This is a genomic window from Serpentinicella sp. ANB-PHB4 (genome assembly GCF_031432315.1).
Taxonomy (GTDB): Bacteria; Bacillota; Clostridia; order Peptostreptococcales; family Natronincolaceae; genus Serpentinicella.
Map to the genome: position 1 here is coordinate 1 of NZ_JAVKGO010000012.1, position 16,246 is coordinate 16,246.

Annotated in this window: 17 protein-coding genes; 3 read left to right on the top strand and 14 right to left on the bottom strand. The window is 34.5% G+C overall.

Features of this window, described 5'->3' with window-relative positions:
* Positions 1–147 precede the first annotated feature (147 nt).
* Together RH915_RS09325 and RH915_RS09330 are read right to left on the bottom strand one after the other, a co-directional pair.
* On the bottom strand, positions 148–1,551 hold the full coding sequence (locus RH915_RS09325; protein ID WP_310479582.1) for a sensor histidine kinase: 1,404 nt from the start codon (positions 1,549–1,551) through the stop codon (positions 148–150).
* 6 nt (positions 1,552–1,557) lie between these two features.
* A complete protein-coding gene (locus RH915_RS09330) occupies positions 1,558–2,241 on the bottom strand; it encodes a response regulator transcription factor (RefSeq protein WP_310479583.1) in 684 nt (227 codons plus the stop codon).
* 265 nt (positions 2,242–2,506) lie between these two features.
* Here RH915_RS09330 and RH915_RS09335 point away from each other — a divergent pair, with 265 nt between their 5' ends.
* Both RH915_RS09335 and RH915_RS09340 read left to right on the top strand, forming a co-directional pair.
* The gene (locus RH915_RS09335; protein ID WP_310479584.1) at positions 2,507–3,544 is read left to right on the top strand and encodes an HD-GYP domain-containing protein; all 1,038 of its coding nucleotides are present in this window, start codon (positions 2,507–2,509) and stop codon (positions 3,542–3,544) included.
* A gap of 73 nt (positions 3,545–3,617) precedes the next feature.
* A complete protein-coding gene (locus RH915_RS09340) occupies positions 3,618–4,655 on the top strand; it encodes an HD-GYP domain-containing protein (RefSeq protein ID WP_310479585.1) in 1,038 nt (345 codons plus the stop codon).
* Positions 4,656–4,812: 157 nt separating this feature from the next.
* Here RH915_RS09340 and fabZ read toward each other — a convergent pair whose 3' ends face one another.
* From fabZ to RH915_RS09390, 10 genes are all read right to left on the bottom strand, one after another.
* Positions 4,813–5,253: a 3-hydroxyacyl-ACP dehydratase FabZ gene (gene fabZ / locus RH915_RS09345; protein WP_310479586.1), complete on the bottom strand. Its 441-nt coding sequence runs from the start codon at positions 5,251–5,253 to the stop codon at positions 4,813–4,815.
* A complete protein-coding gene (locus RH915_RS09350) occupies positions 5,240–5,566 on the bottom strand; it encodes a rod-binding protein (protein ID WP_310479587.1) in 327 nt (108 codons plus the stop codon). The genes fabZ and RH915_RS09350 overlap by 14 nt, the downstream gene beginning before the upstream one ends.
* A 21-nt stretch (positions 5,567–5,587) precedes the next feature.
* A complete protein-coding gene (gene flgG, locus RH915_RS09355) occupies positions 5,588–6,379 on the bottom strand; it encodes a flagellar basal-body rod protein FlgG (protein ID WP_310479588.1) in 792 nt (263 codons plus the stop codon).
* 22 nt (positions 6,380–6,401) lie between these two features.
* On the bottom strand, positions 6,402–7,478 hold the full coding sequence (locus RH915_RS09360) for a flagellar hook-basal body complex protein (protein WP_310479589.1): 1,077 nt from the start codon (positions 7,476–7,478) through the stop codon (positions 6,402–6,404).
* 74 nt (positions 7,479–7,552) lie between these two features.
* Positions 7,553–8,578 carry a rod shape-determining protein gene (locus RH915_RS09365; RefSeq protein WP_310479590.1) on the bottom strand — a complete coding sequence of 342 codons (1,026 nt, stop codon included), beginning with the start codon at positions 8,576–8,578 and terminating at the stop codon, positions 7,553–7,555.
* A 384-nt stretch (positions 8,579–8,962) separates the two neighbouring features.
* A complete protein-coding gene (spoIIID, locus tag RH915_RS09370) occupies positions 8,963–9,214 on the bottom strand; it encodes a sporulation transcriptional regulator SpoIIID (protein ID WP_310479592.1) in 252 nt (83 codons plus the stop codon).
* 141 nt (positions 9,215–9,355) lie between these two features.
* Complete coding sequence (locus RH915_RS09375; RefSeq protein ID WP_310479593.1) at positions 9,356–10,240, bottom strand: peptidoglycan DD-metalloendopeptidase family protein; 885 nt, start codon at positions 10,238–10,240, stop codon at positions 9,356–9,358.
* A gap of 75 nt (positions 10,241–10,315) precedes the next feature.
* The gene (gene spoIID / locus RH915_RS09380) at positions 10,316–11,317 is read right to left on the bottom strand and encodes a stage II sporulation protein D (protein WP_310479594.1); all 1,002 of its coding nucleotides are present in this window, start codon (positions 11,315–11,317) and stop codon (positions 10,316–10,318) included.
* 96 nt (positions 11,318–11,413) lie between these two features.
* Positions 11,414–12,664 (bottom strand): UDP-N-acetylglucosamine 1-carboxyvinyltransferase, encoded by a 1,251-nt coding sequence (gene murA / locus RH915_RS09385; protein WP_310479595.1) that lies wholly within the window; start codon positions 12,662–12,664, stop codon positions 11,414–11,416.
* A gap of 28 nt (positions 12,665–12,692) precedes the next feature.
* Positions 12,693–13,523 (bottom strand): YwmB family TATA-box binding protein, encoded by an 831-nt coding sequence (locus RH915_RS09390; protein WP_310479597.1) that lies wholly within the window; start codon positions 13,521–13,523, stop codon positions 12,693–12,695.
* 377 nt (positions 13,524–13,900) lie between these two features.
* Here RH915_RS09390 and RH915_RS09395 point away from each other — a divergent pair, with 377 nt between their 5' ends.
* Entirely contained in the window at positions 13,901–14,311 is a 411-nt protein-coding gene (locus RH915_RS09395) for a NusG domain II-containing protein (protein WP_310479599.1), read from the top strand.
* Between the two features lie 103 nt (positions 14,312–14,414).
* Here RH915_RS09395 and atpC read toward each other — a convergent pair whose 3' ends face one another.
* Together atpC and atpD are read right to left on the bottom strand one after the other, a co-directional pair.
* Positions 14,415–14,825 carry an ATP synthase F1 subunit epsilon gene (atpC, locus tag RH915_RS09400; protein WP_310479601.1) on the bottom strand — a complete coding sequence of 137 codons (411 nt, stop codon included), beginning with the start codon at positions 14,823–14,825 and terminating at the stop codon, positions 14,415–14,417.
* A gap of 8 nt (positions 14,826–14,833) precedes the next feature.
* Positions 14,834–16,228, bottom strand: a complete 1,395-nt coding sequence (atpD, locus tag RH915_RS09405; protein ID WP_310479603.1) for a F0F1 ATP synthase subunit beta — start codon at positions 16,226–16,228, stop codon at positions 14,834–14,836.
* Between the last annotated feature and the right edge of the window lie 18 nt (positions 16,229–16,246).

Here is a 16,246-nt window from a genome sequence, read left to right on the forward strand (position 1 = left end):
GCCAGTGATAATTTCATTTTACTGCGAGGTTTCTTTCTTTGCAAAGTTCAAATTTAGTTAATTACAGGAATGCTCCTCTTCTCATTTGATGTAATTAAATTATACTACCCTTTATTAAACATACCCTTAAGAAATGTAAAGAAACTGTTAAGCTTTCATTAAAGCTTCTTGAGGAATTTCAATAATAAATTTGCTTCCTACACCGAGTTCACTCTCCACATGAATGCGCCACCCATGTAAATCAATTATTTGTTCTACAATTGAAAGTCCAAGTCCAGCCCCTCCAGTATCCCTTGCTCTTGAAAAATCTGCCCTAAAAAACTTATCAAAAACCAGATCTTTATCTTTATCTGTCATAGCTATTCCATTATCAGCAATCACTAATAGATACTTTTCTTTTTTCCTTTTATCATAAATCCATATTTTATTCTTTTCTTTATTTTGATCTCTATACTTAATTCCATTGTCAATAAGATTGATGAATACCTCTTTGATCTTATTTTCATCACACTTTACTTTCAGGGTATTCTTTAAATCTATTTCAACAATTACTTTGTTTTTATCCATTAAAGGCTTCATTCCTTTAACCGCACTTTTAGCTATATTGTTCAAGGATAGGATTTCTTTCCTAAGTCCCATTGCTTCCATTTTTGTTATGGATAATAATGAATTCACTAAACTTGTCAAACGGTCAATTTCACTGTCCATATCGCCTATGTATTCTTTATACACTTCTATATCGTCTTCGCCATATATTAATGACTCAATCAAAGCCTTCATAGACGCTAGGGGTGTTTTTAATTCGTGGGATACATCCCCAATAAATTGAAGTCTCCCTTCATCTATGCGTGCTAGCTCATTACTCATATAATTAAAATTCTCAGTAAGTTTTCCTATTTCATCTTTCGTCTGAACCACTATTTTTTCTTTAAAATTCCCTTGGGCTATTTTTTTAGATGCTTTTGATAAATTTTCAATTGGTTCTGCAATTTTATTACTAGCAAAAACTGCGCCTGCTAACCCTAATAATGCTGCAGCAAAGGATATCATATATAATTGCTGTTGAAATTCATCAACCTGGATTAATTGTTCTTGTACTGAGCTAGATATCAATACAGCTCCTAAAACTTCTCTAGAGCCACTTCGTCTTTTAATAACTGGAACTGCGACATGGAGTGTGGCTTGTTCAGGATAAAATCCAATACCTTCGTTCATATTTAATGCGTTACGAATTTCTCGATTATTTATTCGCTCCCCTTCATAACTGTGAAAACTATCAGCTAATACCTCATTGTCTTTATTTAAAACGATAATCCTACCATCTATAGGTAAACTATGTTCTGTTAAAGTTCGATTAAGTTCAAAATAGTTATTAAAATCATTTTGCAATAGCGTTGAAATAATATTCGCATTTTTCAATTGGGTTACCTGAATTTCATTTAAAATGGACTCTTGCATATTCTGTATAGCAAGATAATTTATAATAATTAAAGGAACTGCGATCAAAGTTATGTATACAAGGATCAGCTTTCTTCTTATTGTTTTTAACATTGTGCATCAGTCCCTTCTAAAAAAATATCCCACGCCCCACTTTGTTTGAATAATCTGCTTAGTCTCATCATGATCTTTTAATTTTTCTCGTATATTTTTAATATGCACATCTATGGTTCGAGTATCATAGCAGGGTTCCTCCCAAATAAGTTGGAAAATCTCTTCTCTTGGAAAAACTCGGCCTTTATTTCTAATTAATAGGGATAATATATCAAATTCTTTTTGTGTTAATTCAATTTCAGTACCAGCTTTTTTTATTGTTCTAAATTTTGTATCTAGCTCTATATCTTTTGAATAATATACTTGATCTTTTTCAGTTATTTCACTTTGATTTTCTACTCGCCTTAATATTGCTCGTACCCTTGCAATTAACTCTCGGGTATTAAATGGTTTTGTCATGTAGTCATCCGCACCCATTTCCAACCCTAATATTTTATCTATATCTCCATCTCTAGCCGTTAACATAATAATCGGCGTGTCCTGTTTTTGTCTAATCATTCTACAGAGGCTTATGCCATCAATTTTTGGCAACATTAAGTCAAGGATAATTAGATCATAGGTGTGATGATTGATAAACTTTAATGCTTCCTCCCCTTCAAAGGCAACTGATACTTGATATCCTTCTGTTTCTAAACTTCTTTTTAATCCTTTTACTAAGGTTTTTTCATCATCTACAATTAATATGTGCATATTTTATCTCTCCTTTTTGTCCCTTTATAAATTTATAAGCAATGAGAAAATGAACTAGTAACGAATTTTTATAAACTTTTATTAATATACTTATCCAAAGTTTAAAAAAGAAAACCTGCAATTGTCAAATTATGTACACAGTGGTAATATATATATTATATTTTACTATACTTAATAAGTAAGCTCATTGCATTATTTACTATAAGTATCTAATTAAACTAAAAATATGATTATTTTTATTAAAAAATAGGAATGAGGGATTACTTTGCCAGCAGTAAATTTTTCAAATCTGACACCTGGTATGGTAATTGAAAAAAACTTATATTCTTCGAATGGTGTTTTTCTTTTACCTAAAGACACTGTACTCACTCAACATATTATATATTACTTAACTAAGTGGGATCTAGAGCATGTAAACATCGTTAACGAACCAAAAGAAACAATTGAAGATCGAAAAGAAAAGGATCAAAAAAAATATGATACCTATCATTTAGCAACAGAAAAAATTATTAAGTTTATGGACGGTTTAAAAGGATGTAACAAACTAAAACTTGATGAAGTACGAAATGTCGTTAATGAAATTATGCAGTTTAAAGATATCCACGAAGCACTACAGGTTATTAACAAACTAAAGGACGAAGATCATTACACCTATCAACACTGCATTAACGTGGCTATCTACACCATGTTTTTAGGACGATGGTTAGCCCTTGATACAAGCAGTTTAAAAAAGCTTGTTTATGCTGCACTCCTGCATGATATCGGCAAAAACAGAATTTCACCAAACATCATTATGAAACCTGGTAAGCTAACTGACGACGAGTTTAGTGAAATTAAAAAACACACCATATATGGATATAATATTGTTCGTTACCATACTTACTTTTGTCATGATATTACCCTGGGTATTCTACAACATCACGAAAAAGAAGATGGATCTGGTTACCCCTTTGGTATAAAAAAGAATAAAATTCACTTTTATGCTAAAATCATCGCTGTATCCGACATATTTGATGCAATGACATCAAAAAGGGTATATAAAGACAGGCAGTCCCCTTTTAAAACTGCAGAATTACTTTTATCTAGCTCCTACGGACAGCTTGATCCTTTTATTGTTTCCACTTTTATTAAAAAAATGGCTGACTTTTATATTGGTTCAAGTATTGTTCTTAACGACGGTCGTGTTGGTAGAATTGTAATGAAAAACCCAACAGAGCCAACTAGACCTTTGATAAAGATTAAAGATCAATTTATTGATTTAAGTAACGAAGGTGACCTTTACGTTCAAGATATATTGTATTAAGTTTATTAAGTAAGGAAACTGGTAAGTAATTAAACTTAGACAAGTACTTTTCATTAGAAAAGAGGGATCCCTATTGCCTAAAGTTGTATTCCATCAACTTACTAGCGGTATGATTTTAAAAACAGATTTGTATTCAGAAAATGAACTATTATTATTACCAAAGGGAACTGTTATTTCTGACCACCTTATTAACTTCTTATCGAAATGGAATATTGAGTATTTTGAAATTCTTAATGAACCACAATCTAACATTGATAAAAGATATAAAAAAGAAAAACGAATGTATGATACATATAAGAAATCTACTGAAAAAGTCGTAGATTTTATGGACGAAATTCAAAGTAATAATACTTTACAACTGGATAAAATCAATAATCTTATTGATCAAATGTCCCACTTTACTGATATACAAAAAACCTTTCACATTATGGCCCAACTTAAAAATGAAGATTTATATACTTATCAACACAGTGTGAATGTTAGTATATATGCTATGTTCATCGGTAAGTGGCTTAGTCTAAATAATTTAAAACTTAAAAATTTAATTTCTTCCGCCCTACTACATGACATTGGGAAATTAAAAATTTCTAAAGAAATTGTAATGAAACCAGGGAAGTTAACAGTAGAAGAGTTTCGTCAAATAAAATCTCATCCTACATTAGGTCATGATCTATTTAAGTTAAGTGACCATTATCAGTATGATATTGCAATGGGAATTCTACAACACCACGAAAAAGAAGATGGGTCTGGCTATCCCTATAGTATAAAAGGAAATCGCATTCATTTATTTGGAAAAATTATTGCAGTAGCCGATATTTACGATGCAATGACAAGCAAGCGCGTTTATAAAGATAAACAGTCTCCATTTAAAACTGCTGAACAACTTCTGTCCGATTGCTTTGGTCAGTTAGATTCCAAGATTGTGACTACCTTTATTAAAAAAATGAGTGACTTTTATATTGGTGCTAGTGTACTGTTAAGTAATGGTCTGATTGGACAAATTATTATGAATAATCCTCAGTCACCAACAAAACCATTAGTAAAAGTTAAAGATGAATTTATCGACCTTAATAAAGCACATTCTCTTTATGTTCAAGATATTCTATATTGAGAAAATACAAATCAATGTTAATGACTTTTTATAAGAGTGCATTTATATAGATGTTATGGAAATTCTTCAATGTCTAAAATTACTTAACCCATATTTTATCACTAGAATAATATAACCCAGTATCAGTGGATACTGGGTTATATTATATTCAAATCATTTACATGCCTTTATTTTCTATTAGGGCAAAGGTTAAAGTTGCAGAGCAGGCAAGCTCACCATCAACCGTAGCTTTTGCTTCTGCTTTACCAATACCTCGCCTTAATGAAACCATTTCGATCTCAAGGGTTAGTTTATCTCCTGGCACGACTTGTCGTCTAAATTTACATTTATCAATACCAGTAAAAACCCCAATTTTTCCTTTGTTTTCTTCTAATTCCATACAACATACTCCCGCAACCTGAGCAAGGGCCTCAACAATCGTCACGCCAGGCATGATTGGATTCCCTGGAAAATGTCCTTGAAAAAAGGGTTCGTTGATGGTTACATTTTTTATTCCCACAGCCTTTTTACCTGGTTCCATCTCGACAATTCTGTCCACTAGTAGGAATGGATATCTGTGTGGAATTCTACTCTGGATATCTATACTATTCATCTCCATCTACCTTACCCCTTTCTTGACTTCTAGACAATTGGTTATATAACTGCTTAGCAAGTCCAGTTCCTTTACCTCGTGCCATTTCAACAGATAACTTTTCATCATGCATACTTTCAAAAATTTCCCTCGCTTGGCTTTTTTCCGTCAATCCATCTGTTGGAATGGTTTTACGCATTTCCTTCATCATCATATTAAGAAAAATAGCTTCAAACTCACGGCAAGCATCCATCAGTTTTTCTCGATCGTCTATCTTATCTAATGATTTTCCATTAATTCCTTTATTCATATGTTGTAGTGCTAAGTCTTGAATGTTCATCTAATCACCACGCTCTATATTTTATCGGCGTAAATTATTCGCCATACCTAACATTTCGTCAGCGGTTTGTATCGTCTTTGAACTGATTTCATATGCCCTTTGAGCAGTAATCATTCTTACCATTTCATCTACCATTTGGACATTAGAAGTTTCTAGAAAACCCTGCCTAATATTTGTATCTCTTTCTTCTTCCATAGGAATGAGTTCCCCTGACGCTGCAGTTTCTCGATATAAGTTTCGTCCAGTAGCCTCTAAACCAGCAGGGTTAATAAAGTTTACTAATTCCACCGTTCCTAATTCAAGAATTTCTCCGGCTTCATTTTCTACAGTAATAACGCCTAACTCCGATACTGTGAAATTTTCCATTCCTGGTTCTAATACAATCGGTGTATTTTCATTATTTAATAAAGGGTATCCGTCAGAAGTAACAATGGTAGATACACCATCCTGTACACTTAGTTTAAAACTGCCATCTCTTGTATAAAGTTGCTCCCCTGCATTGCCTTGAACAACAAAGAAACCTTCCCCATCAATCGCTAAGTCTAAAGGGTTTTCCGTGCTTTCTAGACCTCCATTAGTAAAAAAGCGTGCTGTTGATCCTGGCATTACACCATGACCTACTTGCAGGTTAACTGGCCTTTCTGCTTCTAGTTCGCCATTGTTTCTTCTTAGGTTCGCATAAAGTAAGTCTTTGAACTCAACCCTTTGTTTTTTATAGGCTGTTGTATTCACATTTGCTAAATTATTCGATACTGTATCAATATTTAGTTGTTGCGACTTCATCCCTGAAGCTGCTGTCCATAAAGCTCTCATAGTTCCCCTCCTTCATTCTAAATTACAATCTTCCTATGTCATTAACTGCCTTCTGTAGTATATCATCGTAGGCTTGTATTACTTTTTGATTTGATTCATATAGTCTAAGTATGCTAATCATTTCTACCATTTCTTCAATGGTATTAATATTTGATCCCTCTAAAAATCCTTGAACTACTCTACCTTCGAAGGGCAATACTTCAATTTCTACTCCTTCGTTTACGTAGTACATACCCATTCCGTGTTTTCTTAAGTCTTGTAAATTTGCAATATTAAAAATCTGAACCGTATTAATAACCTCACCATCAACAATAATTTCTCCGTTGTCGCCTAAAATAAAATCGTTACCGTTTGTATTAATAATACCTTGTTCGCCTAAGAGGAAATTTCCTTCTGAATCTATAATATCACCGTTGGAATTTAAAGTAAAACTACCGTCTCTAGTAAACATAGTACCTTGAGGCGTTTCTACTGCAAAAAAGCCTCGACCTTCAATTGCAAAATCTAATGGGTTCGTTGTTTCTTCCATTGTTCCTTGGTTAAAATTTGTATGAATACGATCTAGTCTTACCCCACTATTCATCGTACCGATTGCCGTCCTTGGGGCATTACTCATAAGGTTTGCTACCGTTTCTCCATTTGAAACAACTTGACCTTGAGGAGTAATATCAAATTCTCCATCTCCTACAAAAACCCGATCCCCTTGTCTATTTAATATATAGTTACCCGCTGTTGTATCTGGCAGTCCATTAGCATCTCTTAAAAAAGTCCTTAAAAATCCTTCTTCATCTACTGTAAAGGCTGTCGACCGATTATAACTGGTACCATTTATTGTTTCTGAAGCGAAAAAGCCTCCTTCTGCTGAAAGATACACTTCTTGTCCACTTCTTGTTACATTCACTTCCAACTGATTGTTTAATCTATTTGTTCTTATATCTCCATTTAGTTTATGTAAAAAAACCTCTGGAAACGCCTCTGTTACAACTACATCTTTTTTAAAACCTGTTGTGTTCATATTAGACATGTTGTTAGAAGTAATGTCTAGTTTCTTTTGTGATGTTTGCATAGCTGATGTTGCAGTATAAAGCCCTCTAAACACAAACTTCACCTTCCTTCTTTATTAATTAAGTCCTACTTATTATTATCGGTTATTTTATATAAAATGTTAAGGGTTTACCTATATTTATTTCTTCCATTATTCGACTTATTCTCTATGATATTCATGGATTCTAATGCTTTTCCAGTTCCTTTTGCTACGCAGGATACTGCTTCTTCTGCTACAAAAACTGGTATACCCGTTCTTTTTTCAATTAGTCGGTTTAAGCCCCATAGTAGTGCGCCCCCACCAGTCATTACAATGCCAGTGTTTGCAATATCCGAAGCAAGTTCTGGTGGTGTTTTTTCTAAAACAGAGTGAACTGCATCAGCTATAGCCGATACACTTTCATCTAGGGCTTCTAATACTTCGTTACTTGATACTTCTAAGTTAACTGGTAAGCCTGATACTAAATTTCTTCCCCTTACGCCCATCTTGACTTCCTTATCTCTTGGGAATGCTCCACCAATTTGAACTTTCATTTCTTCAGCAGTACGCTCACCAATCATAATGTTATGTTTCTTTCTCATATAACGTACAATTGCCTCGTCAAACTTATCTCCAGCTACTTTTATTGAAGTGCTCACAACGATTCCACCTAGAGAAATAACAGCTACGTCTGTCGTTCCTCCACCTATATCTACGATCATATGTCCGCTTGGTTGAGCAATATCCATTCCAGCACCTATAGCCGCAGCAATAGGCTCTTCAATTAAGTGAGTCATCCTTGCCCCTGCTTCATTAGATGCATCTATTACTGCTCTTTTTTCAACTTCTGTCACACCGCTTGGTACACACACAATGATTTTAGGCTTGAAAACAAATCTTTTCCCTGTTGTCTTTCTAATAAAGTATTTAAGCATTTTTTCTGTTATTTCATAGTCTGAAATAACACCATCCTTTAAAGGTCTAATTGCTACGATATTACCCGGTGTTCTACCTAGCATTCTTCTAGCCTCTTGTCCAACAGCTAAAATATCATTGGTATTTTTATCAATCGCCACAACAGAGGGTTCTTGCAGTACAATCCCTTTCCCCTTTACAAAAACTAATACACTAGCCGTCCCTAAATCGATACCAATATCCGTTCCAAATCCAAACATTTTTTTCCCACCTTTAGTTAATTTTATGTGTATATCTAATCAATGAAATAATCCCTTATAACACTGATCTATTCTAATGTATAAATGCATCACTTATAAGATTTCGATATTTTTTTACAAAATCCTCTAGGAAAATACTGTTTTTTTTATATTTAAAAAATTATTTTTAAAATTAATATACAAAAGTATTATCCTAGGAAATCATATAAAAAAGGTGGCTTGCGCCACTTCGCTAGAAATCCTGGTTTTTTGACGGTAACTTTGTTACCTGAGCAACTTCGTGAAAGCGGTCATGGGATTTTGTATTAAAGGAATCCACAAAAGAAAACATAAAAGAAAAAAAGAGTGATAAATTCACTCTTTTTTTCTTAAAGATTAATTAAATTAGCACGTTCTTTTATACTTCATCCTCGTTGCTTTTCCACCTCTAATATGCCTCTCAGCTTTATTAATATCAAGTACATCTTTTACTTGATTCGCTACTAAAGGGTTTATCTTAGGAAGCCTTTCTGTCACGTCTTTGTGGACTGTGCTTTTACTTACACCAAATACTTTTGCTGTCTGTCTTACAGTCGCCTTCTCATCCAATATGTAGTTGGCTATTTGCACAACCCGCTTTTCGATGTAGTCCTTCAACGTAGCAACCTCCCCCTATTATAGTGTCTTAATCTATAATATGAGGGTATATTTTGTTTTAGAATTATAAATTTAATGATTTTCCAAATTTATCAATGATTTAGCTTGTTTTTTATTATTTGAAACCTTTAATTATATACTTTATTCTATTTTGGGTAAATAGATCTGTGGGTCTACAGGTCTTGTGTCATAAACAACTTGAAAGTGCAATAATGGTCCTTCAACCTTTTTTATCGAAGCAGTTGTTCCTACACCACTAATTACCTGACCTTTTTCCACATGATCGCCTACAGCAACCATCTTTGGTGTTGATAAGTTACTGTATCTTGTTAATAAATTCTCATCATGTTGTAGGGTAATGGTTATACCCATTAACTGATCTGTTACCACTTCTATTACTTCCCCTTCAAGGGCTGCTCTAACTGGTGTGCCCTCTTCAGCGTGTAGATCAATTCCCTTGTGGGTAGCCCAATGATTAAGGGTTCTGTGCTCTACTAGTTCATCCTCAGCAAAATGCATTCCTAGGGTCCCCATTACTGGCAATGTCATGTTGTAATTACCAACTGAATGGATCCATTGGGTTTCCTCTTCAGCTTGAGCTTGTTCTTCTTCATCTGGTTCTGTTTCATCTGGTTCTGTTTCATCTTCTGCTTCAACGGAAGCATCTACACTTTTTTCTACATTCTCGTCTTTTTGCTCATCTTCCTTTTCATCTGTCTCTTCTCTACTTTCGTTCCCCATAACCGCTTGATCCTGTTCCCCATCATCTTCATGGTTTTCTACCAGGGTAACATCTGGACGATTATAATTATCCTCAAAATCATTCCAGTCACTTTCTGAGAAATAAAAATCATCCTCTGGTTCTCTAGAAGACCAAATAGCGGCTACTCCAACAATACATATGCATACTAGTAGAATAATATAAAATCCTTGCTTGTCTAAAAAAGAATATGTACTTTCAGTTGTCTTTTTCTTTTCATTTTTCTTGTTGTTATTTTTTTTGTTATTATTGTTTTCTACAGACATAAAATCCACCTCCACCTGTAAGTATCACCAAAAATAAGTTGATTATACAGGTGGATATGGTTATTTTTTTGTTTTTCAATCACGATAACTTTTGATTTTGCTTAATGTCACCCCTAAATAGTAATGCTCTAATATCTCAACAAAGTTTGATCCTTGTTCAGCCATACCTTGTGCACCCCATTGACTCATACCTACACCATGACCATAGCCCCTTGTTGTAAATTCTACTGTATTTCCATCCACATCAATTTCAAAATCTGCAGATCTTAGTTCAAATAACCTTCTTATCTGACTTCCTGTAAGAGTCTCATTTCCTATTGTGATTTCCTTAATAGTTCCACCCTGAGTTCGTTCCCCTATCTTTATTTGGGACATTAAATTTCTTTCACTTAAACGTATATTCGATTTTTCCTTTTTAATCGTGTTGACAAATTCTTTCACACTTATACGCTTAGTGTCTACTAGCACAGGCGATTCGGTTTCATATGGGCTTGATACACTTCTTAAATAAGGAACCGCTGAAGTAAAAATATCTTCAGAGTTTTCAGTAACGCCACCACTTGTTGAATGGTACAGCGGTTCAATTGGTTTCATATCGTAAGTCATAACTATACCAGTTGTTGTGTTTACGGCTTCTTGTATTTTAGGCCAATAGGTTTTCATCCATTCACTACCGTGCCTTTCCTTTAATTCTTCTTTAGACAACCACTCCTGGCAATGTTGATGACTTGTGCACAATACCGCTCCCGGATGTTCAGGATGTCCTTCCTCTCCATGACTTAAATAGCGCCAGATTGCGTAAGTCCTTGCTGCTACACTTTGTGCTTTTAATGCTTCCATTTCAAATCTTGCCGGCATTTCCGCTGCTACTACATTTGCTATATATTCCTCTAAATCTAACTTCATGATTTCATCAGTTTTATGATTATACACTGTTACTGTTAGATCTGACTCTACTATATTTTTTTCTACATAATCATTTTTTTCTACTGATAAATCACAACTAGTAAATATAAATATGGGAATTAAAATTACTACAATGATAAATATAATTATGGCAAAAAAAATACCCCGCATAGATGACATCACCCTTAGAAATAGACTTAAAATCTTCTTCTATAAAGGTATATGTCCAAGCTAGGGAATTTAGAACTTTATAAACAATCGATTTATTTACGCTCGATAAATTTTCGCACCTAAATTTCTGAATTTTTCTTCTACACCTACATAACCCCGATCTATGTGATAAACTTCTGAAATCTCAGTTTTTCCATTTGATACCAATCCACTTATAATAAGTGCTGCACCTGCTCTTAGATCTGTAGCTTTAACCTGAGCACCCATTAATTTTTCCGTTCCTTCTATAACTGCACTACGTCCCTCAATCTTTATATCAGCACCCATTCTTTTTAACTCACTAACATGCATATATCTGTTTTCAAATACGGTCTCTATAAGTACACTTGTTCCCTCTGCAATGCTTAAAAGGGCCATAAATTGTGCTTGCATATCTGTCGGAAAACCTGGATAAGGCATTGTCTTTATATCTACCGCAACAGGTCTATCTTTCCCAATTACTCTAACTGATTTTTCCCCTTCTATAACCTCTACTCCACTTTCTCTTAACTTAGCAATCATAGGTTTTAAATGTTCTAAAATAACATTTTCTATTAGCACCTCTCCTCTTGTAGCTGCAGCTGCGACCATATATGTACCTGCTTCTATTCTATCTGGAATAACACTATGACTTGTACCTGTTAACTTTTCAACCCCTTCTATACATATTCGATCCGTACCAGCTCCCGTTATCTTAGCACCCATCTTATTTAAGAAGTCTGCTAGATCAGTAATCTCAGGTTCTTCCGCAGCATTTTCTATAATGGTTTCACCTTCGGCTAGTACTGCCGCCATCATTATATTCTCTGTTGCACCTACACTGGGAAAATCTAAGTAAATCTGATTTCCTTTTAATTTTTCTGCTCTTGCTTCTACAAAACCATGACCTATTGTTATTTCGGCTCCTAGGGACTTAAAGCCCTTTAGATGTAAATCAATGGGGCGTGTACCAATGGCACACCCACCGGGCATTGAAATTCTTGCTTCTCCTGTCCTTGCTAATAAAGGGCCCATCACTAAGAAGGATGCTCTCATCTTTCTTACAAGATGATAAGGTGCTTCAAAATTATCAATATTTAAAGCATTTATTTCAATTCTATCTCGCTCTAACCGCTTTACATCAGCTCCTAGACTTGCCAATACTTCACATATAACGTCCACATCTTTCAGAGCCGGTATCTCATCCAACAAACATTTTTCCGTTGACAATAATGACCCAGCTAAAATTGGCAGAACAGAATTTTTAGCACCACTGACCCTTACAGTTCCTTTTAATGGCCCACTTTTTTCAACAATTATCTTCGTCAACTCATTTTCCTCACTTTCCATAGATGTCTTAGTATGAAGTTGTAATTAAAGGTGTCGCAACCCATAGGTAAGTTTGATCCTCATATCCACTATAACGCATCGCAATATTAAAGTTTACTGTATTTTTTCCATATTGTATTACTTCTCCTAAGTATGGTGTATAAGCTGTTACACTAGTATATATATTGTCCGTTACCTTCTCCACTGTTTTTCCCTTAGCAAACCCGATTAATTTATCAATTTTATTTGTTGTTTCTTCTTGAGATAATCTTCCAGGAAAAGTGCCAACTAGAGAAGTGGTTATATCTATATCATTCCCATATTTCTTTAAAACATTTTTACTTTTTTCTAAATCCGAAATCATATTATCATAGCTTTTACTTTTAGTTGTGTCTAATATAATATAAGATTGCTTTTGATCCCCATATTTTGTGGAGTGCAGTATAAAGGCTGTTACATCGCCATTTCTATGTATAAAAGTACCAGTAATTTGATTCAAATCCGTCTCAGATATTTCTGTAACGTAAAAAGTATTTAAACTGAAATCTTCATGCTCATAGATAATCTGTGGATCATAAGATTCTTTATTATGTATAAGCTCAATTTCTCCTTCTAAATTAAAGTCCGTGATCAATTCTTGTTTTATTTCCTTAAGTTCTTTCAGTTCAAAAAAATGATTTTCTAAATTTAAGCTAAGGTGTACATTTGTTTCTAGTATATCTGCTTCACTTTTATCAAAAACTTTTAATAATATTTCCTCGCCGGTTTCCACAGCAGATACTTTTAAAAAAGATGTTCCTACACAAAAATAAGATAATAGTAATATACATATAATACCGAGCATAGACCTTTTTTTCATTTTTTTACCTCCTATCATATTTTTAATATTTTAGTTATCTCAAATAAAAAAAGGGCAGAGTCAGCTGTTTAAGTATGATGTTAAAGGGGGACGAAAAACATCTCCTTAGCAACTTTCTCTTCCCTTTCTAGTATCATTATTGACATGATAAATGGAGGATATACGCTCTTTTATTTTTTAAAATAATTATTTTTTTATTTAGTTATGCTTGTAATTTTTTACTGTAGAATACGTATCTGATGCATTTTACATATAAATCATATATAATATATAAGTGCGAGTAATATTGGTGGAAATTCGAGTATCAAAGATGAGGTATTATCTCTTAAATAAATTAATAAATTTAGATTAATTTAATAGGATCCAGGAGGTTTATAATGAAAATTTTTACAAAAGCAGATATTGCACTAATTGTACTTATTGTTATTTTAAGTGCCTCTTCTATATTTGCTATACCGAGGCTTTTTTTAGATGAATCAGAAGCAAAAGAAATTGTTGTTAATGTAGATGGTCAAGTGATTCATCGTTTTCCTTTAGTTAACTCCCCAGAATCTGAAATTATTGAGTTTCCATTTACTCATGATAATGAATCATATACAGGAAGGCTAGAAGTGAAAGACGGTGCTGTGAGGCTACATCGTCTATCTAAAGACATCTCTCCCCGATCTATACATGCAGATATGGGTTGGATACAACACTCCTATCAAATGATCATTGCCTTGCCAGTTCGATTACACATTACAATTGAAGAAATAGAAGACCATGAATTTGATGCTATTTCATACTAGGTTTCTTTCGACAACAAAGCTGTCTGATCACTTTCCTACTATATAAGAAGCCCCATCGGTTATCATTAAACCGATAGGGCTTCTTATAATTTAAACACTTATATTATTTTCTAAAGGTTTCCCTTACATAAATACGATTAAGTGCTTTATTAAGTGCAATTTCTGCACGCCTAGTATTTACATCCTCTGTTTTTTGTTGCAAGCGTTTTTCAGCTCGTTCTTTTGCAGCTTCAGCTCGCTCCGGATCTATTTCATCAGGCCATTCTGCAGCATCTGTTATGATGGTTGTTTTATCTAACCCAACTTTTATAAATCCACTTGCTACGGATGCGCCTAAAATCTCACCATCTTTTTTTATTTTAACTCTACCAATAGGTATTCGTGATGCCATTTGTATATGATCACTCATAAGACCTACGTCTCCGTCGTCAGTGCGGACAACTACCATGGTTACTTCTTCATCAAAGAAAACCCGATCTGGTGTAACAATCTCTAAACGAAACTTAGAAGCCATAATTTCACCTACTCTCCTTTAGCCTTCTCCACCACTTCATCTATGCTTCCAACAAATAAAAAGGCAGACTCAGGAAGGTCGTCATGCTTACCATCTAAGATCTCTCTAAATCCTCTAATTGTCTCTTTTAAAGGTACGTACTTCCCATCCATACCTGTAAACTGTTCTGCAACATGGAATGGTTGTGATAAGAAACGTTGAACTTTTCTTGCCCTTGATACCACTAATTTATCTTCATCGGATAACTCATCCATACCAAGAATAGCAATAATATCTTGAAGTTCTTTATACCTTTGAAGTACTTCCTGAACATCCCTAGCTACTGCATAATGTTCTTCTCCAACAATAGCAGGATCTAAAATCCTAGAAGTAGAATCCAAAGGATCCACGGCTGGATAAATCCCCAACTCTGCAATTTGTCTTGAAAGAACAGTTGTTGCGTCCAAGTGAGCAAAAGTTGTAGCAGGTGCAGGGTCAGTTAAGTCATCCGCTGGTACATAAACCGCTTGAACAGAAGTAATCGATCCTTTTTTAGTCGAAGTGATTCGCTCTTGTAACGCCCCCATCTCGGTCGCTAAGGTTGGTTGATAACCAACGGCACTAGGCATACGTCCAAGTAATGCAGAAACCTCACTACCTGCCTGGGTAAACCTAAATATATTATCTATAAATAAAAGAACATCCTGATTTTCTTGATCTCTAAAGTACTCTGCCATTGTTAGTCCTGTTAAACCAACACGCATTCTTGCCCCAGGTGGCTCATTCATCTGACCATATACCAAGGTGGTTTTATCAATAACCCCTGAATCAATCATCTCGTGATATAGATCATTTCCTTCTCTCGTTCTTTCTCCAACACCAGCAAATACAGAAAGACCACCATGCTCTTTAGCTATATTGTTAATAAGCTCCATAATCAAAACAGTCTTTCCTACACCAGCTCCACCAAAGAGTCCAATTTTTCCACCCTTAGCGTAAGGAGCAATTAGGTCAACAACTTTTATCCCTGTTTCTAATATTTCTGTCGCTGCTTCTTGTTCATCGAAAGCTGGTGCAAGTCGATGAATTGGTGACTTGAACTCCGAGTTTACACTTTCTTTTTCGTCGATCTCTTCACCTAATACATTAAATATTCTTCCTAAGGTTGCTTGCCCAACAGGAACTGTGATTGGAGCACCAGTGTCTACAGCTTCTAAACCTCTTACAAGCCCCTCTGTTGAACTCATAGCAATACATCTTACTGTATCATCACCAGTGTGTTGTGCTACTTCAACGGTTACATTTTCCTTAGGTCCTTGGATCACAATAGCGTTTAACAAAGCTGGAAGTTGACCATTGTTAAACCTAATATCTACAACCGGTCCGATTATTTGAACCAGTTTACCTACATTTTGTTCTGGCATTCCTGTACCTCCTTTTTA

Bases quoted from the DNA above. Each gene is read 5' to 3' on its own strand.
- RH915_RS09325 (WP_310479582.1), bottom strand. From the start codon at position 1,551: ATGTTAAAAACAATAAGAAGAAAGCTGATCCTTGTATACATAACTTTG.
- RH915_RS09330 (WP_310479583.1), bottom strand. From the start codon at position 2,241: ATGCACATATTAATTGTAGATGATGAAAAAACCTTAGTAAAAGGATTA.
- fabZ (WP_310479586.1), bottom strand. From the start codon at position 5,253: ATGGAGATGAATAGTATAGATATCCAGAGTAGAATTCCACACAGATAT.
- RH915_RS09350 (WP_310479587.1), bottom strand. From the start codon at position 5,566: ATGAACATTCAAGACTTAGCACTACAACATATGAATAAAGGAATTAAT.
- flgG (WP_310479588.1), bottom strand. From the start codon at position 6,379: ATGAGAGCTTTATGGACAGCAGCTTCAGGGATGAAGTCGCAACAACTA.
- RH915_RS09365 (WP_310479590.1), bottom strand. From the start codon at position 8,578: ATGTTTGGATTTGGAACGGATATTGGTATCGATTTAGGGACGGCTAGT.
- RH915_RS09375 (WP_310479593.1), bottom strand. From the start codon at position 10,240: ATGTCTGTAGAAAACAATAATAACAAAAAAAATAACAACAAGAAAAAT.
- spoIID (WP_310479594.1), bottom strand. From the start codon at position 11,317: ATGCGGGGTATTTTTTTTGCCATAATTATATTTATCATTGTAGTAATT.
- RH915_RS09390 (WP_310479597.1), bottom strand. From the start codon at position 13,523: ATGAAAAAAAGGTCTATGCTCGGTATTATATGTATATTACTATTATCT.
- RH915_RS09395 (WP_310479599.1), top strand. From the start codon at position 13,901: ATGAAAATTTTTACAAAAGCAGATATTGCACTAATTGTACTTATTGTT.
- atpC (WP_310479601.1), bottom strand. From the start codon at position 14,825: ATGGCTTCTAAGTTTCGTTTAGAGATTGTTACACCAGATCGGGTTTTC.
- atpD (WP_310479603.1), bottom strand. From the start codon at position 16,228: ATGCCAGAACAAAATGTAGGTAAACTGGTTCAAATAATCGGACCGGTT.